General features: G+C 60.1%; 24 protein-coding genes and 1 pseudogene. 12 read left to right on the top strand and 13 right to left on the bottom strand.

The annotated features are described in order from the left end of the window. Nucleotides 1–493: 493 nt before the first annotated feature. From PSH91_RS00235 to PSH91_RS00225, 3 genes are all read right to left on the bottom strand, one after another. Nucleotides 494–958, bottom strand: a complete 465-nt coding sequence (locus PSH91_RS00235) for an inhibitor of vertebrate lysozyme family protein (protein ID WP_047229795.1) — start codon at nt 956–958, stop codon at nt 494–496. Between the two features lie 2 nt (nt 959–960). Continuing rightward, entirely contained in the window at nt 961–1,125 is a 165-nt protein-coding gene (locus tag PSH91_RS00230) for a DUF1328 domain-containing protein (RefSeq protein WP_003177151.1), read from the bottom strand. An 80-nt stretch (nt 1,126–1,205) separates the two neighbouring features. Further along, nucleotides 1,206–1,487 (bottom strand): hypothetical protein, encoded by a 282-nt coding sequence (locus PSH91_RS00225; RefSeq protein WP_047229794.1) that lies wholly within the window; start codon nt 1,485–1,487, stop codon nt 1,206–1,208. Nucleotides 1,488–1,925: 438 nt separating this feature from the next. On the opposite strand from PSH91_RS00225, the gene algB reads away from it, so the two are divergent. Next, nucleotides 1,926–3,272 carry a sigma-54-dependent response regulator transcription factor AlgB gene (gene algB, locus PSH91_RS00220; protein WP_047229793.1) on the top strand — a complete coding sequence of 449 codons (1,347 nt, stop codon included), beginning with the start codon at nt 1,926–1,928 and terminating at the stop codon, nt 3,270–3,272. Nucleotides 3,273–3,282: 10 nt separating this feature from the next. Beyond that, nucleotides 3,283–5,073 (top strand): ATP-binding protein, encoded by a 1,791-nt coding sequence (locus PSH91_RS00215; protein ID WP_047229792.1) that lies wholly within the window; start codon nt 3,283–3,285, stop codon nt 5,071–5,073. A 6-nt stretch (nt 5,074–5,079) separates the two neighbouring features. Here the strand turns inward: PSH91_RS00215 and PSH91_RS00210 are convergent, their stop codons facing one another. From PSH91_RS00210 to PSH91_RS00180, 7 genes are all read right to left on the bottom strand, one after another. Continuing rightward, complete coding sequence (locus PSH91_RS00210; protein WP_076386507.1) at nt 5,080–6,693, bottom strand: EAL domain-containing protein; 1,614 nt, start codon at nt 6,691–6,693, stop codon at nt 5,080–5,082. Between the two features lie 75 nt (nt 6,694–6,768). After that, on the bottom strand, nt 6,769–7,548 hold the full coding sequence (locus tag PSH91_RS00205) for an N-acetylmuramoyl-L-alanine amidase (protein WP_305466985.1): 780 nt from the start codon (nt 7,546–7,548) through the stop codon (nt 6,769–6,771). Between the two features lie 101 nt (nt 7,549–7,649). Beyond that, nucleotides 7,650–9,722 (bottom strand): diguanylate cyclase, encoded by a 2,073-nt coding sequence (locus tag PSH91_RS00200; protein WP_305466984.1) that lies wholly within the window; start codon nt 9,720–9,722, stop codon nt 7,650–7,652. Continuing rightward, the gene (locus PSH91_RS00195) at nt 9,719–10,597 is read right to left on the bottom strand and encodes an endonuclease/exonuclease/phosphatase family protein (RefSeq protein ID WP_047229789.1); all 879 of its coding nucleotides are present in this window, start codon (nt 10,595–10,597) and stop codon (nt 9,719–9,721) included. Before PSH91_RS00195 ends, PSH91_RS00200 begins: the two co-directional genes overlap by 4 nt. 14 nt (nt 10,598–10,611) lie before the next feature. After that, nucleotides 10,612–11,256, bottom strand: coding sequence for a thiol:disulfide interchange protein DsbA/DsbL (locus PSH91_RS00190; RefSeq protein WP_047229788.1), 645 nt, complete (start codon nt 11,254–11,256; stop codon nt 10,612–10,614). A gap of 198 nt (nt 11,257–11,454) precedes the next feature. Continuing rightward, nucleotides 11,455–12,063, bottom strand: a complete 609-nt coding sequence (locus PSH91_RS00185; RefSeq protein WP_047229787.1) for a cytochrome c — start codon at nt 12,061–12,063, stop codon at nt 11,455–11,457. Nucleotides 12,064–12,109: 46 nt separating this feature from the next. Further along, the gene (locus PSH91_RS00180; protein ID WP_003196231.1) at nt 12,110–12,400 is read right to left on the bottom strand and encodes a cytochrome c5 family protein; all 291 of its coding nucleotides are present in this window, start codon (nt 12,398–12,400) and stop codon (nt 12,110–12,112) included. A 191-nt stretch (nt 12,401–12,591) separates the two neighbouring features. Here PSH91_RS00180 and yihA point away from each other — a divergent pair, with 191 nt between their 5' ends. Continuing rightward, complete coding sequence (gene yihA, locus PSH91_RS00175) at nt 12,592–13,233, top strand: ribosome biogenesis GTP-binding protein YihA/YsxC (RefSeq protein ID WP_047229786.1); 642 nt, start codon at nt 12,592–12,594, stop codon at nt 13,231–13,233. 320 nt (nt 13,234–13,553) lie between these two features. On the opposite strand, the gene polA is transcribed toward yihA, so the two are convergent. Further along, nucleotides 13,554–16,322, bottom strand: a complete 2,769-nt coding sequence (gene polA, locus PSH91_RS00170; protein ID WP_160891459.1) for a DNA polymerase I — start codon at nt 16,320–16,322, stop codon at nt 13,554–13,556. Between the two features lie 74 nt (nt 16,323–16,396). Between polA and PSH91_RS00165 the strand changes: the two genes are divergently transcribed. Beyond that, nucleotides 16,397–16,684 (top strand): DUF2782 domain-containing protein, encoded by a 288-nt coding sequence (locus PSH91_RS00165; RefSeq protein WP_047229784.1) that lies wholly within the window; start codon nt 16,397–16,399, stop codon nt 16,682–16,684. 60 nt (nt 16,685–16,744) lie between these two features. Continuing rightward, nucleotides 16,745–17,694: pseudogene (locus PSH91_RS00160) on the top strand (homoserine kinase). A 131-nt stretch (nt 17,695–17,825) separates the two neighbouring features. On the opposite strand, the gene znuA reads toward PSH91_RS00160, so the two are convergent. Continuing rightward, nucleotides 17,826–18,755 (bottom strand): zinc ABC transporter substrate-binding protein ZnuA, encoded by a 930-nt coding sequence (znuA, locus tag PSH91_RS00155; protein ID WP_107323309.1) that lies wholly within the window; start codon nt 18,753–18,755, stop codon nt 17,826–17,828. Nucleotides 18,756–18,821: 66 nt separating this feature from the next. On the opposite strand from znuA, the gene zur reads away from it, so the two are divergent. From zur to PSH91_RS00135, 4 genes are read left to right on the top strand one after another with little or no spacing between them, the layout of a single operon-like run. Then, a complete protein-coding gene (zur, locus tag PSH91_RS00150; protein WP_047229782.1) occupies nt 18,822–19,304 on the top strand; it encodes a zinc uptake transcriptional repressor Zur in 483 nt (160 codons plus the stop codon). After that, a complete protein-coding gene (gene znuC / locus PSH91_RS00145; protein ID WP_076383150.1) occupies nt 19,304–20,086 on the top strand; it encodes a zinc ABC transporter ATP-binding protein ZnuC in 783 nt (260 codons plus the stop codon). Before zur ends, znuC begins: the two co-directional genes overlap by 1 nt. Then, nucleotides 20,079–20,867 carry a zinc ABC transporter permease subunit ZnuB gene (gene znuB / locus PSH91_RS00140; protein ID WP_047229780.1) on the top strand — a complete coding sequence of 263 codons (789 nt, stop codon included), beginning with the start codon at nt 20,079–20,081 and terminating at the stop codon, nt 20,865–20,867. Before znuC ends, znuB begins: the two co-directional genes overlap by 8 nt. A 37-nt stretch (nt 20,868–20,904) precedes the next feature. Beyond that, nucleotides 20,905–21,618: a PA5502 family lipoprotein gene (locus PSH91_RS00135; protein ID WP_047229779.1), complete on the top strand. Its 714-nt coding sequence runs from the start codon at nt 20,905–20,907 to the stop codon at nt 21,616–21,618. A 116-nt stretch (nt 21,619–21,734) separates the two neighbouring features. On the opposite strand, the gene katE is transcribed toward PSH91_RS00135, so the two are convergent. Then, on the bottom strand, nt 21,735–23,873 hold the full coding sequence (gene katE, locus PSH91_RS00130) for a catalase HPII (protein WP_305466983.1): 2,139 nt from the start codon (nt 23,871–23,873) through the stop codon (nt 21,735–21,737). Nucleotides 23,874–24,138: 265 nt separating this feature from the next. Here katE and PSH91_RS00125 point away from each other — a divergent pair, with 265 nt between their 5' ends. The 3 genes from PSH91_RS00125 to PSH91_RS00115 all read left to right on the top strand — a co-directional run bounded on the left by PSH91_RS00125 (nt 24,139) and on the right by PSH91_RS00115 (nt 26,673). Then, nucleotides 24,139–25,146, top strand: coding sequence for a methionine ABC transporter ATP-binding protein (locus tag PSH91_RS00125; protein WP_047229777.1), 1,008 nt, complete (start codon nt 24,139–24,141; stop codon nt 25,144–25,146). Continuing rightward, nucleotides 25,146–25,820: a methionine ABC transporter permease gene (locus tag PSH91_RS00120; protein WP_047229776.1), complete on the top strand. Its 675-nt coding sequence runs from the start codon at nt 25,146–25,148 to the stop codon at nt 25,818–25,820. The genes PSH91_RS00125 and PSH91_RS00120 overlap by 1 nt, the downstream gene beginning before the upstream one ends. Before the next feature lie 79 nt (nt 25,821–25,899). Continuing rightward, the gene (locus PSH91_RS00115; protein ID WP_305466982.1) at nt 25,900–26,673 is read left to right on the top strand and encodes a MetQ/NlpA family ABC transporter substrate-binding protein; all 774 of its coding nucleotides are present in this window, start codon (nt 25,900–25,902) and stop codon (nt 26,671–26,673) included. Nucleotides 26,674–26,707 lie beyond the last annotated feature (34 nt).

Genomic DNA, 26,707 nt, shown 5'->3' with positions numbered 1-26,707 from the left:
CTTTGAAATAAAACGTGCGTACCCATCGGTTCGAATACGCCATTTCGGCAGGCAAAAATGCCGTGAACCGGCCATTTTCCGCGCAACGGGGTTTTTGTCCGGCCTCGTAAAAAGCGCTCAAAGGACGGAAGAATGAAGCACACTTGAAAGAGCGGACCGGGCGGATAAATCTCCGATATACGGTCGGATGCGGGGGAGTGGAGCAGCGTGGAAAAACGATGGTGGTACGCAGGGGTGGGGCAGACGCCAGGATAGCCAACCGCTCTGGCATGAACTTTACAACGCACGAAGCTCCACGCAAGTTCGCCAGTCGTCATGACTGTGCGAGCCTGCGTGGAAGCTTTTTCCTGACCCGGCCCTTTCGCAGGCACCCCTTGTGCCCGTAGGTCACTGCGCCCTTAGACGGGCAGAGCGTCCCGGCCCCTTGGTCATGCATCGGCCCTCTTCGGACTGTGCAGAGGAGAAAAACAACGTGCTTTTCTCGCTTTCAGAATCAGTACCAGTTCGGATCTTTCTTGAGTTGCTCCATTAACAGTTCTTGCATACCTTCATCAGGATTGCCGAGGAACCGGTAATCGGCATGACGTGTCGGCGACTTGTCGGCCGGAAGTCCGGCAGGGACTTCAACCAGCAATGCATAAGCCTCGTCCTTGTCGAAACTGAAAGCGACGAACAAGCGCTTGCTGCGGCATGTCGCCTGGGTTTCGCACAACGGACCGACCAGGTATTTGTCGCCATCTTCCTCGACAGCATTCATCTGCTGCGAATCGCCTGACAGGTTCATCACCCATTCCGGCAGGCGTTCTTCCTTTTTAACCACTTGCTGCCAAGTCTCGACATATTGCGGGTCGGCCTTGAGCAACTGATTGACCCGCATCTGTCCGTCGTTGGCAGCCATGGCCATGGTGCCGCCGCCCAGCAGCAGGGCGGCGACCAATCCTTTGAGTGCGACGCTCATGGTCAGCCTCGGCCGCGGCGGCCAAAGAAGAAGGAAGCGATGAACATCACCAGGAACACGACAAAGAGAATCTTGGCGATGCCCGTGGCGGTGCCTGCGATACCACCGAAGCCCAGTACTGCGGCGATGATGGCAATGATCAGGAAAGTAATTGCCCAGCTCAACATGGTGATTCTCCTTACGCTTTTCTATTTAGTTAGGGTCTTGCAGTGATGGTTCCGGCGCAGTGGACAACCGGTTCATCGAGTTAAAACACCCAGCGCTCCTGGTGGGGCATGCCGTTCACAGACTGATCGACTTCCATCATTCGCATCGAGGCGGAAATATCCGAGAGGCTGCTGACAGCGCTGAAATGAGTTTGCGGGGCGCGCTGAATTGACAACAGAGGCGCTTCAGGCTGTTGGCTCTGATGCCAAAGCATCAACTGCTGGCCAGCCACAAGCGTGATCAGCAGGGCCACTGCTGCCCACAAACCCTGCTGAACATGCAGGGCAGAGATTCGAAACTGAGCGGCACGTTGACGATTCATCCTGAAATTCCTCCCCACCCCGAGTGGTGACCTGGTTGAGGCGCCTTGACGCCACGTTGAGCTAACCATTGCACTCGGCATGCCAGAATTTTTGGCGATATAAATATCTTTAAAATCAATTAGTTATGGATGACTTGCGAGCCAGCCGGAGCGCATCCTGCACGATGGCCACGACAAAGGTCGTGCGTAATGCACGAACGGCGGAGATAGACGCGATAGAATCTTTTTGAATTGCCCGTCGGAAATAGATGTCGGAATGGGCAAGCCATACCGTACGAGGCGGCCGCGGGCGCAAAAAAGGGACCTAAATCAACCTTTTAGGAGTCAGACACTCGCAAGTACGCTGTCGGTGGGTAATATCCCCTCAGAAACGACCATGCAACTTGCCCGATTTTTCTGACACTAACCAACATCATTCATTAAAGGAGCGTAGGAAAAATGGAATCCGCCACTGAGCATCAAGGCCGCATTCTGCTGGTAGACGACGAGTCCGCCATCCTGCGTACATTCCGTTATTGCCTGGAAGACGAAGGCTACAGCGTCGCCACCGCCAACAGCGCTGCCCAGGCGGACACCCTGCTGCAGCGGCAGGTGTTTGACCTGTGCTTTCTGGATTTGCGCCTGGGAGAAGACAACGGCCTTGATGTCCTGGCGCAAATGCGCATCCAGGCACCCTGGATGCGGGTGGTGATTGTCACCGCCCACTCGGCGGTCGACACCGCCGTTGATGCGATCCAGGCGGGCGCCGCCGATTATCTGGTCAAGCCTTGCAGCCCCGATCAACTGCGCCTGGCGACCGCCAAACAGTTAGAGGTGCGCCAGTTATCGGCGCGACTGGAAGCCCTGGAAGGGGAAGTGCGCAAACCCAATGACGGCCTCGACTCCCACAGCCCGGCGATGAAAGTCGTGCTCGAAACCGCTCGCCAGGTCGCCAGCACTGACGCCAACATTCTGATCCTTGGCGAGTCCGGCACCGGTAAGGGCGAACTGGCCCGAGCCATCCATGGCTGGAGCAAACGCGCGAAGAAGTCCTGCGTCACGATCAACTGCCCGTCGTTGACCGCTGAGTTGATGGAAAGCGAACTGTTCGGCCACAGCCGCGGTGCATTTACCGGCGCCAGTGAAAGCACGCTGGGACGGGTCAACCAGGCCGACGGCGGTACGCTTTTTCTCGACGAAATCGGCGATTTTCCCCTGACATTGCAGCCCAAGTTGCTGCGTTTCATTCAGGACAAGGAATACGAACGGGTCGGCGATCCGGTGACCCGTCGTGCCGATGTGCGAATCCTCGCGGCGACCAACCTCAACCTTGAAGACATGGTGCGCGACGGGCGCTTTCGCGAAGACCTGCTGTACCGCCTGAATGTGATTACCCTGCATCTGCCACCACTGCGCGAGCGGGCCGAAGACATTCTGACGTTGGCCGACCGCTTCCTGGCGCGCTTCGTCAAGGAATACGCCCGCCCGGCGCGCGGCTTCAGCGACGAGGCTCGTGAAGCGCTGCTAGGCTATCGCTGGCCTGGCAACATCCGGGAGCTGCGCAACGTGGTCGAGCGCGCCAGCATCATCTGCGCGCAGGAAAAAGTCGAAATCAGCCACTTGGGCATGGCCGAGCAACCCGTCAACAATGCACCGCGAATCGGGGCTGCGCTAAGCCTCGACGAACTGGAAAAGGCGCATATTGGCGCAGTGCTGGCCACGGCCGACACGCTGGATCAGGCCGCCAAGACCCTGGGAATCGATGCCTCCACGCTGTATCGCAAACGCAAGCAGTACAACCTGTGAGCGTCATCTTATGAAACTGGCGATGAAGCTGCGCACACGGCTGTTTCTGAGTATCTCGGCGCTGATTACCGTGGCATTGCTGGGGCTGTTGCTTGGCCTGGTCAGCGTGGTGCAGATGGCCAATACCCAAGAACAATCGGTGCGCGACAACTTCATCCTGCTCGACCTGGGCCTCAAGCTGCGTCAGACCCTGGGCGACCAGTTGATGATCATGCTCGATGAGAAGCCCGACCTGGTGGCTCTGGAAGCATCCAAACGGCAATACTTCGAGTTGCTCGACGAGGGCATCGCCCACGAACAGGTGCTGGACGATTCAGCCGACAGCTTCAGCAAGGCCAAAGCCGATTACATCAGTTTTCTGGAGGCTTTTTCAGCCTCTCGCCAGCTACCGGCCCAACTGTCCGGTATCCAGAACCTCACCGAAAAATTCAACGTGCTGCGCACGGGCTTGATCGACGCGTATCGGCAGGCGCTGAACAACATCAGCGACACCCAGAACAAAGCTCGCGAGCGCGCGTTGCTGATTTCCGGATTACTGGGGCTGGTAGGGTTGGCGGTGCTGATCATCGGCTTCATCACAGCCCACGGTATCGCCCGACGTTTCGGGGCGCCGATCGAGGCGCTGGCGGCGGCGGCGGATAATATCGGCCAGGGCAACTTCGAAGTGACGCTGCCGATCTCCTCGGCCTCGGAACTGAACTTGCTGACCCGACGCTTCGGCATCATGGCCCAGGCTCTGCGCGAGCATCAGGCCACCAACGTCGATGAGCTGCTCGCCGGCCAGCAACGCTTGCAAGCGGTACTCGACAGCATCGACGACGGCTTGCTGATGATCGATCGCCAGGGTCGCCTGGAGCACCTCAACCCGGTGGCCCAGCGTCAATTGGGCTGGGACGAGGAGCGCCTGGGCCAGGGATTGGGCGAGGCGCTGGAACGCAAGGATTTGGATGAGGAACTGCAACTGGTGCTGCGCGGGGGAACGCTGGAGCGGGCGCCGGACGACTTGAGCATCGAAGTGGATGGCGAGTCGCGGTTGCTGACGTATAGCCTCACCCCCGTCAGCCATACCCAGGGGCACATCCTCGGGGCGGTGATGGTGTTGCACGATGTCACCGAACAACGCGCTTTCGAACGGGTGCGCAGTGAGTTCGTGTTGCGCGCGTCCCATGAGCTGCGTACCCCAGTGACCGGCATGCATATGGCGTTCGGCCTGTTGCAAGAGCGCGTGCATTTTCCTGAAGAATCGCGCGAAGCCGATCTGCTCAACACCGTCAACGAAGAAATGCAGCGCCTGATGCAGCTCATCAATGACCTGCTGAACTTCTCCCGCTACCAGAACGGCCTGCAAAAGCTGACGCTGGCACCTTGTTCCATCGAAGAACTGCTGGAGTCGGCCCGGCTGCGGTTTGCCGCACAGGCCCAGGCCAAGGGCATCCAATTGCTCGTGGCGATCCAGGGACCCTTACCGCGCCTGCATGCCGACGCTGCGCAACTGGACAGGGTGCTGGATAACCTGATCGACAATGCCATGCGTCACACGGGCGACCATGGTCAGATCCGCCTGCAGGCCCGTCGTCACGGCGAGCGGGTGATCATCAGCGTCGAGGACAATGGTGAGGGCATTCCCTACGGTCAGCAGGGACGGATCTTCGAACCCTTCGTCCAGGTCGGTCGCAAGAAGGGCGGCGCAGGGCTGGGGCTGGCGCTGTGCAAGGAAATCGTCCAGCTCCACGGTGGGCGCATGGGCGTTTATTCACGGCCGGGGCAGGGCACCCAGTTCTATATGGCGCTGGCGGTCTGAGTCGGTTCAGGCCTCGTCGTCCAGGCGTCGCCCCAACAGGCGCCGGCCGCGGGTAATCAGCTCGATCAACTGCACGGCACTGAGCGCATGGGCAAACAGCCAACCCTGCCCGAAAGTCACGCCTTCGCTGCTCAGGTAAGACGCCTGGGCTTCATGCTCGATGCCCTCGGCAATCACCTTGAGCTCTAACGCGTGGGCCATGCGGATAATATGCGGGGCCACACCGCTGCTGGCGGCATCGTGCCCCAGGGCGTCAATGAAGGCTTTGTCGATTTTCAAGCAGTCCACCGGCAAGGTTTGCAGATAGGCGAGGCTGCAATAGCCCGTGCCGAAATCATCGATCAACACCTGATGCCCGACATCGCGCAGCGATTGCAGATTATCCCGGGCGACCAGGACATCGACCAATCCGCGTTCGGTCACTTCAAAGGCTATCTGGTGCGCCGACACCCGATGCAACGCCAGCAGGCGGGCGATCACTTCGCCGATACGTGGCACCATGACGTCGCACGCTGCCAGGTTCACCGAGATGTACAGCTGCGGATTGGCCCGCAGCAGCTGACCCAACTGGTCGAACAGGCGTTGCAGCACGAAGTCTGTGATCTGACGGATCTGCCCGGTGTTCTCTGCCATCGGAATGAACAGATCCGGGCTGGTGAGGGTGCCGTCCGGGCGCCGCCAGCGCAACAGGGCTTCAGCACCGACGCAATTGCGACTGCGCAGGTCGAAGATCGGCTGGTACAGCACCTGCAATTCCCCGCGCCGGATGGCCCCGTGCAGTTCGGCGTCCATCGATTGGCGCTGACGCGCCAGCAGGAATACCTGGAAACCAATCCCCAGGCCCAGCATCAGGCTGATGGGCAGCAACCACCAGGCGTTGGAGGGAATATTGAAACCATTGCGTTGAGCAATCAGCACCAGTTGATATTCCGGGCTGTCGGTCTGCATCCGATAGATCAGGCGGTTCTGCGTCACTTGCAATGCATTGCGGCTTTTCGAGGGCCAAGGCTCCGTGGGCGGCCAGTATTGATCGGTGCCCAGCACCGGTATCGCCCGCTCGCCATGATCGAGCACCACAAGCAGGCTACTGCCGGGGGGCAGGTCGACCACGTCGGTCAGATGCCCGCGGGAAGTCGCAACGCGAAAATTGCCACGCCCCAGCATCAATGCAGCACGGTTTTCATCTGGCTCGGTGGTGGTATTGAGCCAGTAGCTGTAGGTCGGCCCCCGGATGTCAGGCGGTCGGATCACCGATAACCCGCTGCGGCGTGGACGATTGGAACAAACCCCGCTGCTATCGATATACGCCGCTTCGTAGACGAAACGATAATTGAAGCTGACCTGCTGCAACGTCGCGATCATGTCGTCGTCGCATCTGCGCAACGGCTGGTTTTGCAGATCGTCGAGGCTTTCGCGCAACTGTCCGAAAAGCTGCTCGAGTCGCTGCAGAAAGCGCTCGCCCTGAGCATTCATCTGGTCGCTTTCGCGCTGCTGGATTTGCTGCATCACCACGAACAGACTGGCGCCCAGCAATAGCACGGTACTCAGGACAGCCGCCATCATCGCCAGGAGAAACGGGCGATGGAGCCAGCTTTGCAGGGTTTCGCGGGCAGGCGTCATCATTGGTAATCCGAAAGTTACCAATGAGTTATAGCTTCTGATTTGGATTTAGCCCTGACCGTCGGACGGGCGTCATTATTTTGTCTGGTTGAGCACCTGCAGGATAGCCGCACTTTGCGCATCCGGCATGCCGTCGAACCGGGTCGGCCGGAAGCGCATCTGGAAGGCAGCGAGCACATGATGAGTGGCCACATCCCATTCGCCGGTGCGGGGCGTCGGGTAACCGAAACGGGCCAGCTCGGCCTGGAACCAACTGGCGTTCGGTACCTGCGCCGCGAAAACCGCCTGCTGGCGGATTACCGCCTGCTCGTCTGGCCAAATCCCCACCCCAGCTTGCGCCAGGCGCTTCCAGGGAAACAGCGGCCCAGGGTCAAGCTTGCGCATCGGGGCAATATCGCTATGCCCAATGATGTTGCGCGGGTTGATCCCATTACGCTGGGAGATGTCCTTGAGCAAGGCGATCAAGGCCTGGACCTGAGCTTCGCTGTAGGGATACCAGAGGCGCCCGGTGGGCGTGTCGACGAAACCGGGATTGACGATCTCAATGCCGATGGAGCTGGAATTGAGCCAGGTCCGGCCATCCCATTCACTGTCTCCGGCGTGCCAGGCGCGCCGGCTTTCATCCACCAGCTTGTAGACGGTCGCGCTTTTATCATCGCCGATCAGGTAATGCGCACTGACTTCGCCGTGGGTGAGCAAAGCCAGGGACCGCTCCAGGGAAGCGGAAGTGTAATGCAGCACCACGAACTGGATACGGTTGTCATGATTGACTGAAGGGTGGCTGGTATCGAGCCTGGGGCCGCTGGCGCAACCGGCCAGAACCAGTAAGAAGGCAATGAGCGAAAAAAATTTCATGGCAAGGTGCATTACACGCTGGGGGTAATGCAACAGTGTAACGTATCGCGTTGCGATGATCTGGCTCGTATAGCGGGATTCACAAAATGGAACAATTGCCTTCAGCCCCATTCCACTCGGTTGCGCCCGGCATTTTTGGCTCTGTATAGCGCCTGATCGGCTCTTTTAAGCACCGAATCGCTGTGCTCCCCGCTTTTGAACGCGGTCATGCCCACGGACACGGTGATCGTGACCGGCTCACCCTTGAAGTGAAACGGGCAGGCCTCGATGGCTGCGCGCAGGGACTCGGCCAGTCTTGCCCCGGCCGCCAGCGGTGTGTCGGGCACCAGCAGGACAAATTCCTCACCGCCAAAGCGGGCGATAAAATCGCTGCCACGCAAACGTCTGCGCAGCACCGAAGCGATGATCTTCAGCACCCGATCACCTGCCAGGTGGCCGTAGTTATCGTTGATGCGCTTGAAGTGATCCAGATCGAGCATGGCCAGCAGCAGACTGTTGCCGTGCCGCTGCCATTGGGCAACTTCCTGTTCGAGACGCTCGGACCAGGCGGCGCGGTTAGGTAGCCCAGTGAGCGGATCGATAAGCGCTTTTTGCCGCTGCTCTTCAAGATTATCCCGGACAACCTGGGCATCCTGCTCCATCAGCGCGACGCGCTCGGCCAGGCTTTTGAGGCGAGCCGACACTTCCTGCTCGCGCTGATCGCGCTGCTTCTGGTGCTGGTCCATCGTGCCAAGCAGGCCTTCAAGATGGTTCTCCAGCACTTGCTTGAGACCTTCCAGGTCATCAGCTTCCTGCACGCTGCTTTGCAAGCCATCCACCTGCTTGCGAATCTGCGTGTCCATTTCCCGGGAGGCCGACTGGTTATCGGCATGGTCTTCACTGGCTGCCCGTAAACTGCTCTGGAAGGACTCAAGCCGATCATTGAGGCGCTGCAGGTACGCTTCGAATTCATGTTGGCCGGTGTCGGTAATTGCCAGCATGAGCACGGCAAGATCGTCGAGAATTGGCAGTAATTCATACCAGTTCAAGCCATTTTGCAGCCGTTCGCGCATGGCCTCGGCCTGGGGACGATGACGCTCGGGCAGGGTCAGATCGCCCAGCAGGCCCAACAGGGTGTCTTCTATATGCCTGGCCACCGAACTGTAGGACGGCTCCGGTGAGTCGGGCAGTTCATAATGGTCGTCCTCCGGCTCAGACGCTGCAGGCTCGACCGCGGCCGAGGGTTCGACGGGCTCTTCCGGGAGGGGCAGCGACTCGTCCAGCGCTTGCGGCGGCTCCTCGGGCATCAGCTCATCAGGGTTCCCAAGGGCGGGTACCGGCACCGCCTGTTCCGTGGGAATCGGTGCCGGCTCGGTTGCCTCCTCCTGCTCGGTAGCTTCATCTCGTTCCAGAGTCGGCTCGGCAGCTTCGGATACCGGCGACGGAGAGCGTTCTGGATCGGGATCGACCATTGGCGGAATGAACGCGACCGGTTCAGGCGCTTCATCCACCGTTGCCACGGGTCCGGCTAACATTGCCGGGGCTGGAGCTGGAGTTATGACAGGCGCAGCGTCAGTCGCTAACTGTGCCGGTGCCGGCGGTGTCGTTTCCAAAACCGGCACCGCGCTGCGCTGGGCAGGTTCGTGCGGCGGAGGCGCCGCTTCTTCCTGGCCGTGGCCACCAAACAACCGTTGCAGAAGGCCGGGACGATTCGGTTCAGTGGGCGCTTCCAGCACACTCAGCGCCTGGCCCTGCAAGCTGCTCAGCTCACTGAGCAGCAAAGGAATCTCCCGAGCCTGGTCCACCCGGTCTTCCAACTGCTTGGAAAACTTTTTCAAGGGCCGGCTGACTTCCTTTGGCAGCGGCAAGGTTTGCAACTGAGCGACCAGGGAAGTCAATGCGGCGCTCACCTGTTCGACCCGAGTCTCGCGACGCTGCTCGGAATCAAGCACAGCTTTTTCCAGGCGGGGCAAAAGAGCGGCGAGGGCGGCATCCATGTCATCGCTGCGCACCACTTCGCGCATTTCTTTCATGCACTGATCGACCGCCCGGTCAGTGCCTTCGGCGGCCAGCGTACTGCGCACCAGGCCGCGACGCAGCAAGTCGAGCCGAGCCGCCCAGCGGCGCTCGAGCTTTTCTTGCTGTTCGATGCTCTTGAAGTACTTCTCTCTCCAGCGTTCGGCTTCGTCGCTCATTCATGGGATCCGCGAGGGGCAGGACTCAGTGCGGGGAATGCATCCGCCGTGAGCGAACCCGGCAGACGAATTTCGACCGCGACAGGCAGGTGGTCGGAAATGGGGTGAGCCAGCACCTCGAACCGTTCGAGGGTCAAGGTGGGGCTCAGCAGAATATGGTCCAGACAGCGCTGGGGGCGCCAGCTGGGGAATGTGGCTTCGAGTTGTGGGGCGAGCAGCCCAAGATCACGCAACGGCGAATTTTGCAGCAAGTCGTTGGCATGGGTATTCATGTCGCCCATCAATACCTGGTGCTTGTAGTCACCAATCAGCTCGCGGATGTAGGCCAGTTGCATCGTTCGGGTACGAGCCCCAAGGGCCAGGTGCATCATGACCACGATCAACGCCTCCGGACCTTCGCCAAAGCGCGCCAGGATCGCTCCGCGTCCCTTGGGACCGGGTAACGGGTGGTCTTCTATCGCCCACGGCCGCAGGCGGCTCAACACACCATTGCTGTGCTGGCCCAGGCGTCCGAGGTTGCGATTGAGTTGTTGGTACCAGTAGGGGAAAGCACCCAGTTGAGCCAGATGCTCCACCTGATTGACGTAGCCCGATCTCAGGCTCCCACCGTCGGCCTCTTGCAAGGCCACCAGGTCGAAATCTTTCAGTAGGTCGCCGATCTTCTGCAGGTTGACGGCGCGTCCGGTGTGCGGCAGCAGATGTTGCCAGCCACGGGTCAGGTAATGCCGGTAACGCTCTGTGCTGATGCCCACCTGAATATTGAAACTGAGCAGCCGCAGGCAGTTGTCGGCAGGCAGGCCCGTGGAGGCGATATGATGCTCATTGACCCGCGGTTCATGCAGGCCAACGACGCGTTCGGTGCTCCAGCGGGCCATGGTCAGCGCCGCGCTTAGTTGGCGGCGGCCTTGGTTGCCGCTCGCTCTTTGGCAATCAGCTGGTCGGCCAGCTCCAGCGCCTGGTTAGCACCACCGGCCGAACCGATATCAAAGCGGTATTTGCCGTTGACGACCATGGTGGGTACGCCAGTGATCTCGTATTTCTTGGCAAGTTCTTTGGCTTTGTTGATCTGGCCCTTGATGGCGAAGGAGTTGAACGTCGCCAGAAACTTGTCCTTGTCCACACCTTGGGTGGCGAGGAATTCAGCCATTTCTTCAGGATCGGTCAGACGCTTCTTCTCAACCTGGATCTCATTGAACACTGCAGCGTGAACCTTGTGCTCGACGCCCATGGCTTCGAGGGTCAGGAACATCTGGCCGTGGGCGTCCCATGGGCCGCCGAACATGGCCGGAATGCGTACGAAGTTAACGTCCGAAGGCAGTTTCTCGACCCATGGGTTGATGACCGGCTCGAACGCGTAGCAATGCGGGCAGCCGTACCAGAACAGTTCCACCACTTCGATCTTGCCAGGCACGGCCACCGGAACGGGATTGCTCAATTCGACGTAAGGGGCTTTCGATTCCTCGGCGTTGGCTTGGGCGGCCATGCCGAACAGGCTGACAGCGGCGAGCGCGGCGCTGATGATCAGATTACGCATGCTTTACTCCTGGACAATGAGGTGACCTCGCGAGGCGTGTTTTTCAGACAGGCCGTGACGGGTTCAAGTTCGCTAGTGTAACGGTAGCGGCCACAAAAAAGGGCGGCCAAAGCCACCCTTTTGATGTTCGCATCGACGGATTAATCGAGCGTTAACGTTGCAAGAGATGTAAACCCTCACAACGCCCGGCCAACGGTCTTAGTGCAGGCCCTGAATGTAGCTGGCCACCGCCGCGATCTCTTCGTCGCTCAGCTTGCGGGCAATGGTGCGCATCATCGCCTCGCCATCATTGTTACGACCGTCTGCTTCCTTGCGGAAGTCAGTCAGCTGCTTGGCAATGTACTGAGCGTGCTGGCCCCCAAGGTGCGGGAAGCCGGCCGCTGCGTTACCTTTGCCGTCAGGCGAGTGGCAACCGGTGCAAGCTGGAAGCCCCTTTTCCAGGTTGCCTCCACGAAACAGCGCTTCACCACGTGCGACCAGTTTTGGATCGGCGGCGCCAACGCTGCCCTTCTGGCTGGCGAAATAAGCCGCCATGTCCGCCAGGTCCTGATCGTTCAGGTTGGTCAGCAGGCCGGTCATTTCCAGCACGACACGCTTGCCGTCCTTGATGTCCTTCAACTGCTTGGTCAGGTAACGCTCGCCCTGGCCCGCCAGTTTCGGAAAGTTTGGTGCCATGCTGTTGCCATCCGGACCATGGCAGGCCCCACATACGGCGGCTTTCGCCTGGCCGGCGGCGGCATCGCCAGCGGCATGGGCTACGCCGGATATCCCCAATGTCAACAGCAGACTCACGATCAGTTTGTTCATCAGCTAATCCAACTACGGCTAAGGGTTAAAGAGTTATGGACCGGGTTTACTCGCTCATCCACTGGATGATGGCTCGGTAATCCTCGGCACTGCAGTCCATGCACAAACCACGCGGCGGCATCGCCTTGAAACCCTGGGTCACGTGTTGCACCAGCGTCTCCATACCTTTCGCCAACCTCGGCGTCCAAGCTTCCTGATCACCCTTGCGGGGTGCCATGGGGAGTTGGCCGGAATGACAGGCACCACAAACACGGTTGTACACAGCTTCCGGATCCTGTGTAGCCTGAGCGCTGTAAAGCGGCATCAAGACACCGGCAGCTAGCAGCCATTTCGTCATAAAACGACCTTTTCAGGGTTGAGAGCGAGCTGCGTTCTAGTGCGCAATTTCAGTCGGTCGCTCCCGTGAGCTTCATCCTACGCTGGGACAAAGCGCACACAAAATCTGCGGCATTATATACTGGCGTCACTGAAACGGAAACGACACAGCTTGCCGCGTCCATTCCCGACGCCACCCACATCGGAAATCCCATGCAACTGAAGAACCCCATCCTCGGCCTGTGCCAACAGTCCACCTTCATGCTCAGCGCCGCCAAAGTCGATCAATGCCCCGACGATGAAGGCTTTGAAGTGGCTTTCGCCGGGCGTTCCAACGCCGGTAAATCCAGCGCACTGAACACCCTGACCCATGCAAGCCTGGCGCGCACCTCGAAAACCCCGGGTCGCACGCAGCTCTTGAACTTCTTCAAGCTAGACGATGAACGCCGTTTGGTCGACCTGCCCGGTTACGGCTACGCCAAGGTGCCGATTCCGCTCAAGCAGCATTGGCAGCGCCATTTGGAAGCCTATCTGGGCAGCCGCGAGAGCCTCAAGGGGCTGATTTTGATGATGGACATCCGTCATCCAATGACCGACTTCGATCTGCTGATGCTCGACTGGGCTGTCGCCAGCGGCATGCCGATGCACATTCTGCTGACCAAGGCAGACAAGCTCACCTACGGCGCAGCCAAGAACACCCTGCTCAAAGTGCAGTCGGAAATCCGCAAGGGGTGGGGCGAGACGATCACCATCCAGTTGTTCTCGGCGCCCAAGCGCATGGGCCTGGAAGAGGCCTACACTGTATTGGCCGACTGGATGGAATTGGCAGACAAGGGCAGCGAAGAGGCGGAATAAGCCAAATCGCGGGCAAAAAAAACCCCGGACTTCGTATGGGGAGGGGGAAGTTCGGGGTCCAAGTTCCGGACCGCTAGGGCGGGGTCCAGATATCTGCCAACACTTAACACAACATAGGAGCATTGAAGGGCTTCACCAGCCTTTCAGAAACTCTGAGTAGCAATTCACGGTTTTAGTTCAGATTATTTTTGGAAATAACCTTAGGAATTTTCCGAACTAATGAGGCCAGGATTCGATTTGGCGAGGGGATTTCCCTCGCCACAGGGCCTACCATATCCCCCCCGACCCACACAGGTCCCCGCAATTTCAGCAGTTGAGACTCAGTGCGCCTCATCCCAGTTATTGCCCACGCCCACTTCCACCAGAAGCGGCACATCCAGCGTGGCGGCGGCGCTCATGTGCTGGCGAATTTCCTCGCGCACCTGGTCGACCAGATCCTCGCGCACCTCCAGCACCAATTCGTCGTGGACCTGCAGGATGACCTTGGCATCCAGCCCCGACGCACTCAGCCAGCGATCCACCGCCACCATGGCTTTCTTGATGATATCTGCCGCTGTGCCCTGCATCGGCGCGTTGATGGCCGTGCGTTCTGCGCCTTTGCGCAAAGCCGGATTTTTCGCGTTGATATCCGGCAGGTACAACCGACGACCGAAAATGGTTTCGACGTAACCTTGCTCAGCTGCCTGGGCACGGGTGCGCTCCATGTAGGCCAGTACGCCTGGGTAGCGGGCAAAGTAGCGGTCGATGTAAGCCTGGGACTGCTTGCGATCCACACCGATCTGCTTGGCCAGACCGAAAGCACTCATGCCGTAGATCAGGCCGAAGTTGATCGCCTTGGCGCTGCGGCGCTGGTCATGAGTGACGGCGTCCAGCTCTACGCCGAAAACCTCGGCGGCGGTGGCCCGGTGCACATCCAGATTATTGCGGAAGGCGTGGAGCAGGCCTTCATCCTTGGCCAGGTGCGCCATGATCCGCAGTTCGATCTGCGAGTAGTCCGCCGCCAGCAGCTTGTAGCCTTTCGGCGCAACGAATGCCTGACGAATCCTGCGGCCTTCGGCGGTGCGAATCGGAATGTTCTGCAGGTTGGGGTCGATCGAGGACAGTCGCCCGGTAGCGGCGACCGCTTGCTGATAATTGGTATGGACGCGGCCCGTGCGGCTGTTGATCTGCTCTGGCAGGCGGTCGGTGTAGGTGCTCTTGAGCTTGCTCAGCGAGCGGTACTGCATCAATACCTTGGGCAGCGGATAATCCTGCTCGGCCAGCTCGGCCAGCACCGCTTCGGCGGTAGACGCCTGGCCCTTGGCGGTTTTGCTGAGCACCGGTAAGCCAAGTTTTTCGTAGAGGATCACCCCCAGTTGCTTGGGTGAACCCAGGTTGAATTCCTCCCCGGCGATGGCAAATGCCTCGCGTTCCAGAGCCACCAGCTTCTCGCCCAACTCAACGCTCTGCACCCCCAGCAGGTTGGCATCGACCAGCGCACCCTGGCGCTCAATGCGTGCCAGGACCGGCATCAGCGGCATTTCGATTTCGTTGAGCACCTTGCCCAGACTTGGCGTGGCAGCCAGTTTTTCCTGCAAGGCCTGGTGCAGGCGGAAAGTCACGTCCGCGTCTTCGGCGGCGTAAGGGCCGGCCAGCTCCAGGGCAATCTGGTCAAAGGTCAGCTGTTTGACGCCTTTGCCGGCGATGTCCTGGATATCGGTCTTGCTTTGTCCCAGGTACTTGAGCGCCAGGCTGTCCATGTCGTGACGGGTTGCTGTGGAGTCCAGTACGTAGGACTCAAGCATGGTGTCGAAGGCAATGCCTTGCACAAGAATGCCGTTGTTTTGATCACCACCGATGGCGCAGTTGGCCAGGATGTTGGTTTCGAATTTGGCATGCTGGCCGACCTTGAGCTTGTTCGGGTTCTCCAGCAATGGCTTGAGCGCCTTGAGCACCGTGTCGCGATCCAGTTGCTCCGGCACGCCCATGTAGGAATGGGTCAAGGGAACGTAGGCCGCCTCAAAGGGCGCGACGGCAAACGACAACCCTACGAGTTGCGCATGCTGGGCGTCGTTACCATTGGTTTCGGTGACGAAAGCAAACAGCGGCGCCTGTTCAAGCTTGGCGAGCCAGGCGTCGAAACGTGCCTGGTCGAGAATGATCTCGTACTTGGCCTCAGCGGCGCCGGGTTGTTCGTCGGCAGCTTCGACGATCTCCTGACCGGCACGCTTGGCATCGCGCTGGTTTTCTTCGAACCAGCTCTTGAACTCCAGCAACGTATACAGCTCGGCGAGTTTCTCGTGATCCGGCTGGCCCATTTGCAGGTCGTCGAGACCGACATCCAACGGCACGTCGGTCTTGATGGTCGCCAGCTCGTAGGAGAGGAGGGCCATTTCCTTGTGTTCTTCGAGTTTGGCGGCCAGGGTCTTGGCGCCACGAATCGGCAAGGTGGCGACGATCTCCAGTTGCGCATACAGCTCGGTCAGGCCGCCATTGACGCCCACCAGCAGGCCCGAGGCGGTCTTCGGACCGATTCCCGGAACACCGGGAATGTTGTCGGAAGAATCGCCCATCAGTGCCAGATAATCGATGATCTGCTCCGGAGCGACGCCAAACTTCTCCTTCACGCCAGCCACGTCCAGGGCGCTACCGGTCATGGTGTTGACCAAGGTAATGTGCCCGTCAACCAGTTGCGCCATGTCTTTGTCGCCGGTGGAGATCACCACCGGACGGTCGGCTGCGGCGCTGCTGCGGGCCAGGGTGCCGATCACGTCATCGGCTTCGACGTTGTCCACGCACAGCAGCGGGAAGCCCAGGGCCTTGACGCTGGCATGCAGCGGCTCAATCTGCACGCGCATGTCGTCGGGCATGCTGGGGCGGTTGGCCTTGTATTCGGCGTACAGCTCATCGCGAAAGGTCCCACCCTTGGCATCGAACACCACGGCGAACGGGCTGTCCGGATACTGTTTGCGCAGGCTCTTGAGCATGTTCAGCACGCCCTTGACCGCGCCTGTCGGCAGGCCTTTGGAGGTGGTCAACGGTGGTAGCGCGTGAAAGGCGCGATAAAGATAAGAAGAACCGTCCACCAGGACGAGGGGGGCTTGGCTCATGAGCAGGATCAACCTTTTCGGCGGGTCCGGGGCTAGAATAGCGGGACCGTTGACGACAAAGGGACAAGGTTATCATGCGTACACTAAATCGCCTGTTACTGGCTGGCTTGTTTGCAATCACCCCGCTGGCCGTCATGGCGGCGGACGACGCCCCCTCGGCGGACCCGGATGTCACCATCCGCACCGAAGGCGATAGGACCATTCAGGAGTACCGGCAAAACGGCTTTCTGTACGCGATCAAGGTCACGCCCAAGAACGGCAAGCCTTATTTCCTGGTCCGTGCCGATGGCAGCGACGGGAATTTCATCCGCTCGGATCAGCCGGATATGCTGATTCCATCGTGGAAAATCTTTGAGTGGTAATACCGCTCTCGACTTCAACCGGCGCTCGCTGATGGGCGCCCGTACTGGCAGTTTTTAACCATGTCTGTGTTCACTCCCCTGGCTCGGCCCGAGCTGGAAACCTTTCTCGCCCCTTATGGGCTCGGCCGCCTGCTTGATTTCCAGGGGATCGCCGCCGGCAGCGAAAACACCAATTTTTTTATCAGCCCTGGAGCAGGGTGAATTTGTCCTGACCCTGGTGGAACGCGGCCCGGTGCAGGAAATGCCCTTCTTCATCGAGCTGTTGGATGTACTGCATGACGCCGACCTGCCGGTGCCTTACGCCTTGCGTACCACCGACGGCGTTGCGCTGCGAGAACTGGCTGGCAAGCCGGCGCTGCTGCAACCGCGCCTGGCCGGCAAGCACATCAAGCAGGCCAACGCACAGCATTGCGCCCAGGTGGGGGAGTTACTGGCCCATCTGCACCTGGCGACCAAGAACAACATGATCAAGCGCAAGACTGATCGCGGCCTGGACTGGATGCAGGAGGAGGGCGCGAAGCTGTTGTCGCACCTGGATGCCGAACCCCGTCGGTTGCTGGAGGCTGCGCTGGAAATCGCCCAACAGAAGGAAAAAATTCTGGCGCTGCCCCGGGCCAACATCCACGCGGACCTGTTCCGCGACAATGCGATGTTCGAGGGCACACACCTGACCGGGCTGATCGACTTTTATAACGCCTGCTCCGGGCCAATGCTGTATGACGTTGCCATCGCCCTGAACGACTGGTGTTCGGATGACAACGGTGTGCTCGATGGCCCACGGACGCGGGCCTTGTTGGGGGCTTATGCTGCGCTGGCGCCCATTCACCGCTGCCGAGGCCGAGTCATGGCCGACGATGCTGCGCGTGGCATGCGTGCGCTTCTGGCTGTCACGGTTGATCGCCGCCGAGTCTTTTGCCGGGCAGGATGTACTGATCCACGATCCAATGGAGTTTCAGCAGCGCCTGGCGCAGCGGCAGACGGTCAGTGCGATGTTGCCGTTCGCCCTCTGACGCAACTGAATGCCTCTGTGGCGAGGGAGCTTGCTCCCGCTGGGGTGCGTGCGCAGCAGCCCTAAGATTTTGCGGTCGCTGCGCAACCGAGCGGGAGCAAGCTCCCTCGCCACAGGGTTTGCGCTCGGCAGTTATAGCGACTCCAGGCACCCCGCCAGATCATTCCCCAACTTCTCCAGCAACTGCTCATACCCTTGCGCCGTCGCAGGGGTATAGCCGCCCAGCGCATCCAACTCCGCCAATTTCACCGGTAACCCGGCCACCAGGGTTTCGGCCAGGCGCGGGCGCAGGGGCGGTTCGCTGAAGACGCACGTCTTGCCCACGGCCTGCAAGCGATTGCGCATCGCCGCCACGTGTTGGGCGCCGGGCTGGACTTCGGTGGCCACGGCAAAAACTCCGGCGTGCTTGAGGCCGTAGTGGTCTTCGAAATAGTCGAACGCTTCGTGGAACACGAAATACGGCTTGCCCGCGACGCCGGCCAGACGGGTCTTCAAACGCGCATCCAGCGCATCGAGACGCTGGTTGAAACCCTTGAGGTTGCTTTGATAGCGGCTGGCATTGGCCGGATCGGCCGCGCTGAGGTCGGCAGCCATCTTGGCGGCAATCACCCGGGCATTGGTTGGCGAGAGCCACAGATGGGCATCGATGGTGCCGGGGCGATGGTCGTGATCATGCTCATCGGCGTCATGCTCATCTTCGGCGTGGGAATGACTGTCCTGGGCGAAGTGACGCAGCTTGAGTCCGGGCACATCCTGCACCGCGACGGACGGCAACGTACGACCGTTCAGCACGCGCGGCAGGAAACTTTCCATGTCGGGGCCAATCCAGTAGAGCAAATCCACCGACTGCACCTTCCGTACGTCGGAAGGCCGCAGGGCGTAATGGTGAGGTGAAGCGCCGGGCGGCAGCAGGACCTCAGGAACCGCCACGCCGTCCTGCACCGCGGCGGCAATCAGTTGCAATGGCTTGATGCTGGTAAGCACTTTGACTTCGGCCTGGGCCGGGCCGATCAGCAGAAAACTGGCGACAAAAGCGACAAAGATCGAAAAATTTCGGGACACGATGACCACTCGGAGAGGCGAGAACGGGTAACATAATAACGTCTCTCACTAAAATCGTCGCTGCCCATGCCTATTACGCCCCTTGCCAGTCGTCCCCATGACCATTCTCACTGCGTGCACACCGCGCTGTCCGAGGCCGACGCCATCTGTGCGCGCCAAGGGTTGCGCCTGACCGCTTTGCGTCGACGCGTGCTGGAGCTGGTCTGGCAAAGCCACAAGCCGCTGGGCGCCTACGACATACTCGCGGTGCTCAGTGAGCAGGACGGCCGCCGCGCCGCGCCGCCCACGGTTTATCGGGCGCTGGATTTCCTGCTGGAAAACGGCCTGGTGCATCGCATCTCGTCGTTGAATGCCTTCGTTGGCTGCAATCATCCGGAACACGCGCACCAGGGCCAGTTCCTGATCTGTCGCGAATGCCACGCAGCCATCGAGCTGGAGCAGAAGTCCATCAGCGATGCCATCGTTGCCAGCGCCAAAGAAGTGGGTTTCGTGGTTGATACCCAGACCGTCGAAGTGGTCGGGCTCTGCTCCGGTTGCCAGGGGGCCTGATGAGCAATGCGTTGATCCGTCTCGAGCACGTAGGCGTGACGTTCGCCGGCCAGAGCGTGCTGGATAACATCTACCTGAGCGTCGAGCCGGGGCAGATCGTCACCCTGATCGGCCCCAACGGCGCCGGCAAGACGACTCTGGTGCGTGCCGTTCTGGGGTTGCTCAAACCCGACAGCGGCAGCGTCTGGCGCAAGCCGAAGCTGCGGGTCGGTTACATGCCGCAAAAGCTTCATGTGGACCCGACGCTGCCCCTGTCGGTCCTGCGCTTCTTGCGCCTGGTGCCTGGCGTGGATCGCGCACGGGCCCTGGCGGCGCTCAACGAAGTCGGTGCCGAACAGGTGATCGACAGTCCGGTACAAAGTGTTTCCGGCGGTGAAATGCAGCGCGTGTTGCTGGCTCGCGCTCTGCTGCGCGAACCCGAGCTGCTGGTGCTCGACGAGCCCGTACAAGGGGTCGACGTGGCCGGTCAGGCCGAGCTGTACAGCCTGATCACCCGCCTGCGCGACCGTCACCGCTGCGGCGTGCTGATGGTTTCCCATGACCTTCACCTGGTCATGAGCACCACTGACCAGGTGGTCTGCCTCAATCGCCACGTCTGCTGTTCCGGGCATCCCGAGCAGGTCAGCGGCGATCCGGCATTCGTCGAACTGTTCGGAAAGAACGCACAAAGCCTGGCGATTTATCACCACCATCACGATCACGCCCATGACCTGCATGGTTCGGTGGTCAGCGACTCGTCTGTTACTACCCATGTTCATGGAGATGGCTGCAAGCATGGCTGATTTTCTGTTGTACGCCCTGCTCGCAGGCCTGGCCCTCGCGATGGTGGCCGGCCCCCTGGGCTCGTTCGTGGTCTGGCGGCGCATGGCCTATTTCGGCGATACCTTGTCCCACGCGGCCTTGCTGGGCGTGGCCCTGGGCTTTTTGCTGGACGTCAGCCCCGCAGTGGCGGTGACCGTCGGCTGCCTGTTGCTGGCGGTGCTGCTGGTGACGCTGCAACAGCGTCAACCGCTGGCGTCCGACACGCTGCTGGGCATTCTGGCGCCCAGCACCCTGTCTCTCGGGCTAGTGGTACTAAGCTTCATGCATGACGTGCGGATTGATCTGATGGCCTACCTGTTTGGTGATCTGCTTGCCATCAGCCCCATGGATCTTTCGTGGATCCTGGGTGGCAGCGCGGCCGTCCTGCTGCTGCTGGTAGCGCTCTGGCGCCCGTTGCTGGCGGTTACTGTGCATGAGGAACTGGCGCGGGTCGAAGGCTTGCCCGTGGTGGGTTTGCGGCTGGCGTTGATGCTGTTGATTGCGGTGGTCATTGCCGTGGCGATGAAAATCGTCGGTGTATTGCTGATTACTTCTTTGCTGATTATCCCGGCAGCCGCAGCACAGCGGCACGCCCGCTCCCCGGAGCAGATGGCCCTGGGCGCAAGCCTGCTGGGCATGCTCGCAGTATGCGGCGGGCTGGCGCTATCGTGGTTCAAGGACACCCCGGCCGGGCCGTCGATTGTGGTCAGCGCCGCCGCGCTATTTCTGCTGAGTTTTGTCCTGCCCCGCCGAGGGGTGTAGACTTGCTCGCTTTTTGCGCAAATAGAGAGTCGCAGGAATGAAGCCGTTCGCCTCCCGTTATCTGCTCCTTGTCGCATTTTCCCTGCTGCTGGGCGCCTGCCAGAGTTCGCCGCCAGTCGCCGAAGCCCCCGACACCCGGGGCCCGGCCCTCGCGCAGTTTGAACAAAGCCTGGCCGGCAATGAGCTGGCCACTGCTGAAGACCAACTGGCCGCCTTGCAGGCCCAGTCGCCGGAAGACCCGGCGCTGGAACCCTACCAACGGCAACTGGCCGAGGCGTATCTGCGCCGCAGCCAAATTGACCTGCAAAAAGGCGATGTAAACGCCGCCGCCACCGCCCTGAGCCGAGCCCGAGCCTTGATGCCCAAGGCGCCGGCGCTCTCCGGTGAGGTCAACAGCGCCATTGCCGAGGCCCGCAAGGTCGAGCTGGAAAAAGCCGAAGCCGCCCTCAAGGCCGCCGAAGCCAAACCGGTCGCCAAAGTGATCGACCCGAGTGCTGAAAGCACGACAGTTGCGCTGAATATCGGCGATATACAGAAAATGCGTCGACAACTGGATGCCATTGCCGCCGACGTGGTGAATTTTCAATGTGACGTCAGCATCCAGGCGCCGCGCACCGACGATTATCCGTGGTTGGCGACTTTGCTGACCAAGCGGGTCAAGAAACTGGACCCGGGGTTTGATTTGAAACTGCAGAAGCAGATTCTGCGCAACGTGCCGGCGCAAATGGTGCTGACACCGCGCAATCCCTAAAAAGCATCGCGAGCAGGCTCGCTCCCACATGAGGCTTTGTGATCGACACAAAACCACTGTGGGAGCGAGCCTGCTCGCGATAGCGTCCTACCAACAAAAGCTCTGTCAGCCGCCCATCAAGCCGGAATCGCCTTGGCCTTAGGCTCCCGCGCCCACACCCGATGTTGGGCAATAGCGTCGAAGAATGCCGGGAACTGGCTGGCATCCGCGTCGGGAATCAGCCCCGTATCCGCCTCCAGCTTCAACAGCACCAGCAATTGCCGGGCCTCGCCGTTGAGCGCGATGGCTTTCAGGTGCTTGTAGGCTTCCAGTACGTAATGCAACGCCACGCCGTCCGCACTCAAGGCTTTGATCGATTCCGCGCCACCTGGCACGAACACCGCGTCAAAGGCAATGGACGGCATACCTTCCATGGACGCATCCACCGGCAGTTTTTGCCCAGCGGCTGTGGTGACGGGGGCGGAGGTCGGCCCCAGCACTTTGGCGTGAGCCCCCTTGGCTTCCAAGGCTTGCTTGAGCGCATCGATAATCGCCCCATCGACACCGTTGGCCACCAGCACAGCCACCTTGCGGGTCTTGATGTCCCCGGACAGCAGGTTCGCCTGACTCAAGGCGGGGGATTGTTCCAACGAAGGTTTCGGTACGTCCACGGTGCAGGCGGTCGGTGCTGGCAGCCCGAGGTTTATTGCCACCCGCTCGGCCAACTTCAGATCAATGTTGGCGAGGATTTCATTAACCTGTCGTGCCCGAATGAACTCCCGCTCCACCTTGCCCAGTTCGAAACTGTACGCGGCGATGATGTGTTCCTGCTCGTGGGGGCTCATGCTGTTGTAGAACAGCCGCGCTTGGGAAAAGTGATCGCCAAACGACTCGCTGCGTTGACGAATCTTGTGGGCATCGATGCGCTCTGGATAACTTTCGAAGCCGCCGTCCTGCGGGCCGGGCGGGGTTTCCTTCGGCCAGCCGCCATCGATGGAGTTCGGCTCGTAGGAAGCGCGGCCCTTGTCGATGGTGGTGCGGTGCATGGCGTCACGCTGGCCGTTGTGCACCGGGGTAATCGCCCGGTTGATCGGCAGCTCATGAAAATTCGGCCCACCGAGTCGGCTGATTTGCGTATCGGTGTAGGAAAACAGCCGGCCTTGCAGCAGCGGATCATTGGTGAAATCGATGCCAGGCACGATATGCCCAGGGCAGAACGCGACTTGCTCGACCTCGGCAAAGAAGTTATCCGGGTTGCGGTTCAATACCATCTTGCCCAGGGGCGTGATGGGAACGAGCTCTTCGGGAATGAGCTTGGTGGGGTCGAGGAGGTCGAAGTCGAACTTATGCTCGTCTTCCTCGGGGACAATTTGTACGCCAAATTCCCATTCCGGGTAGTCCCCCATCTCGATCGATTCCCAAAGATCGCGACGGTGGTAGTCGGTATCTTTACCGGCGAGCTTCTGCGCTTCGTCCCACACCAGCGAACAGGTGCCGACTGTGGGGCGCCAGTGGAATTTGACGAAGCTGCTCCGGCCCTCGGCGTTGATCATGCGGAAGGTGTGTACGCCGAAACCCTGCATGGACCGCAGGCTCTTGGGAATGGCCCTGTCAGACATGGCCCAAATCACCATATGGGCCGACTCCGGCACCAGCGAGACAAAATCCCAGAAGGTGTCGTGGGCCGAACCGCCCGTGGGAATTTCATTGTGGGGTTCGGGTTTCACTGCATGAACGAAGTCTGGAAACTTCACCGCATCCTGGATGAAAAACACCGGCATGTTGTTGCCCACCAGGTCGAAGTTGCCTTCGTCGGTAAAGAACTTCACCGCAAAGCCCCGCACATCTCGCACGGTGTCGCCGGATCCTCGTGGACCTTGCACCGTGGAAAAACGCACAAATACCGGCGTTTTTTTGCTCGGATCCTGTAGGAAACCAGCCTTGGTCAGCGCCGAATGCGCTTCATAACTCTGAAAGTAGCCATGGGCGCCGGTGCCGCGGGCGTGGACAATACGCTCCGGGATGCGCTCATGGTCAAAATGCGTGATCTTCTCACGCATGATGAAGTCTTCCAGCAATGAAGGCCCGCGCGCCCCGACCCGGAGGGTGTTCTGGTTGTCGGCAATCTTCACGCCCTGATTGGTGCGTAGCGCCTGCTCGGTGGCGTCGGAGCGAAACTGTTCCAGGCTTTCAAGCTTGGCATTGGTGTTGCCGCGATCCAGCGTGTCGGTCCCGGCCAGTTGGCTTTCGGTGCCGGTGGGCTTGTTGGTACTCATCAGACATAACTCCTCGTTGCGATCCCCGCCGTGGCCAGGACTCTTGAGTTCGATGCCGCAGGCACGGTACCCGGGCATTTTCGAGTTGCTTAGTGAGTGACCGATACCGGTTCGCCGCGTTCCTTTTTTATGTCCTTTGATCGCCTTATTGCCAAATGGCTGGTTCAATCGCAAATAAATGCTAAGAACCTCTATACGGACAGGCTAAAATGCGCGCCCGGCTAACCGCTGATCCTTTTCCAACGCGCCCCACAAGGTTCGCTACGTGATCGAGTTTCAAAACGTCCATAAAACCTACCGGGTCGCCGGTAGGGATATCCCCGCCCTGCACCCGACCAGTCTGACGATTGAGAACGGTCAGGTGTTCGGCCTGATTGGCCATTCCGGTGCGGGAAAAAGTACCCTGTTGCGCCTGATCAATCGCCTGGAAGACTCCAGCGGCGGCAAGATTATCGTCGACGGCGAGGAAGTCACTGCCCTGGACGCCGGCGGCTTGCGGCGTTTCCGTCAGCAGGTCGGGATGATTTTCCAGCACTTCAATTTGCTGGCGTCCAAGACCGTGGCCGACAACGTGGCGCTGCCACTGACGCTGGCGGGTGAATTGTCCCGCAGCGAAATCGACCAGCGCGTCGCCGAATTGCTAGCGCGGGTGGGCTTGTCCGACCACGCCAAAAAATACCCGGCGCAGTTGTCCGGTGGCCAGAAGCAGCGCGTCGGCATCGCCCGCGCCCTGGCGACCAAGCCCAAGATCCTGCTGTGCGACGAAGCCACCAGCGCACTGGACCCACAAACCACCGCATCGGTGTTGCAACTGCTGGCGGAAATCAACCGCGAGCTGAAGCTGACCATCGTGCTGATCACCCATGAAATGGACGTGATCCGCCGCGTCTGCGATGAAGTGGCGGTGATGGACGCCGGCGTGATCGTCGAGCAAGGACCCGTGGCCGAGGTCTTCTTGCATCCCAAGCACCCGACCACCAAGCGTTTCGTCCAGGAAGACGAGCAGATCGACGAAAGCGAACAGCGCGACGACTTTGCCCACGTACCAGGGCGCATCGTGCGCCTGACGTTCCAAGGCGAAGCGACCTACGCGCCATTGCTCGGCACCGTCGCCCGGGAAACCGGCGTGGACTACAGCATTCTGGCCGGTCGTATCGACCGCATCAAAGACACTCCCTACGGGCAACTGACCCTCGCCGTCACCGGCGGTGACATGGAGGCGGCATTCGCCCGCTTCACCGCGGCTGACGTCCACATGGAGGTGCTGCGCTGATGGAACTGTTGAATTCATTCTTCGCCAACATCGATTGGCTGGAAATCTGGCTGGCGACCGGCGACACCCTGCTGATGCTCTTTGGCTCGCTGCTTTTCACCGTGCTACTCGGCCTGCCGCTGGGCGTGTTGTTATTCCTCTGCAGCCCGCGCCAGTTGCTCGAAGCCCGCGGCGTTTATGCGCTGCTGTCGCTGATCGTCAACATCTTGCGCTCGCTGCCGTTCATCATCCTGTTGATCGTGATGATCCCGTTCACGGTATTGATCACCGGCACCTCCCTGGGCGTGGCCGGCGCGATTCCGCCACTGGTGGTCGGCGCAACACCGTTCTTCGCCCGCCTGGTGGAAACCGCCTTGCGCGAAGTCGATCGCGGCATCATCGAAGCGACCCAGGCCATGGGCGCGACCACGCGGCAGATCATCGTCAACGCCTTGCTGCCGGAAGCCCGTCCAGGCATTTTTGCCGCGATTACGGTGACAGCGATTACGCTGGTGTCCTACACGGCCATGGCCGGTGTGGTCGGTGCCGGTGGTTTGGGTGACCTGGCGATCCGTTTCGGTTACCAGCGCTTCCAGACCGATGTGATGGTGGTCACGGTGGTGTTGCTGCTGGTGCTGGTCCAGGTCCTGCAAACCGTGGGCGACAAACTGGTTGTGCATTTCTCTAGAAAGTAAGGCCTCGCGGCCAATAAACCATGAGCCGGCCATTCGCTGGCAGGCGCCAAGAGCGGGCGCCCCACAAGGAGTTAGCTGAATGAAAAAACTACTGGTTGCCTTCGCTGCCGCCGCAGCATTTTCCGTCCACGCCGCCGAGACCCTGACCGTCGCGGCGACGCCGGTGCCGCACGCGGAAATCCTCGAATTCGTCAAACCGGCCCTGGCCAAAGAAGGCGTCGACCTCAAGGTCAAAGTCTTCACCGACTACATCCAGCCGAACGTCCAAGTCGCCGAAAAGCGCCTGGACGCCAACTTCTTCCAGCACCAGCCATACCTGGATGAGTTCAACAAAGCCAAGGGCACCCACCTGGTGAGCGTGACCGGCGTGCACCTGGAACCTTTGGGCGCGTACTCCAGCAAGTTCAAGACACTGGCAGAAGTGCCAGGCGGTGCCAACGTGGTCATCCCTAACGACGCCACCAACGGCGGCCGTGCGCTGTTGCTGCTGGCGAAGCACGGGGTGATCACGCTGAAGGATTCCAACAACATCCTGTCGACGACCAAGGACATTGTTGAGAACCCGAAGGATTTGAAGTTCCGTGAGCTGGAAGCCGCGACCATTCCGCGGGTGCTGACTCAGGTGGATCTGGCGTTGATCAATACCAACTATGCGTTGGAGGCCAAGCTTGATCCGTCCAAGGATGCGTTGGTGATTGAAGGGAACGACTCGCCGTATGTGAATATTCTGGTTGCCCGTGAGGACGACAAGAACAGTGAGGCGATGAAGAAGCTGGCGGCGGCGCTGCATACGCCGGAAGTGAAGGCTTTTATTCTTGAGAAGTACAAAGGGGCGGTTTTGCCGGCGTTTTGATCTGATCGGGTGGTAAAAAAAAAACGGGGCTGCG

The sequence above is a fragment of the Pseudomonas sp. FP1154 genome, assembly GCF_030687245.1.
In the GTDB taxonomy this organism is placed as follows: domain Bacteria; phylum Pseudomonadota; class Gammaproteobacteria; order Pseudomonadales; family Pseudomonadaceae; genus Aquipseudomonas; species Aquipseudomonas rhizophila.
The sequence above is the reverse complement of the archived record's forward strand: the minus strand, read 5'-3'. Positions and strand labels throughout refer to the sequence as shown.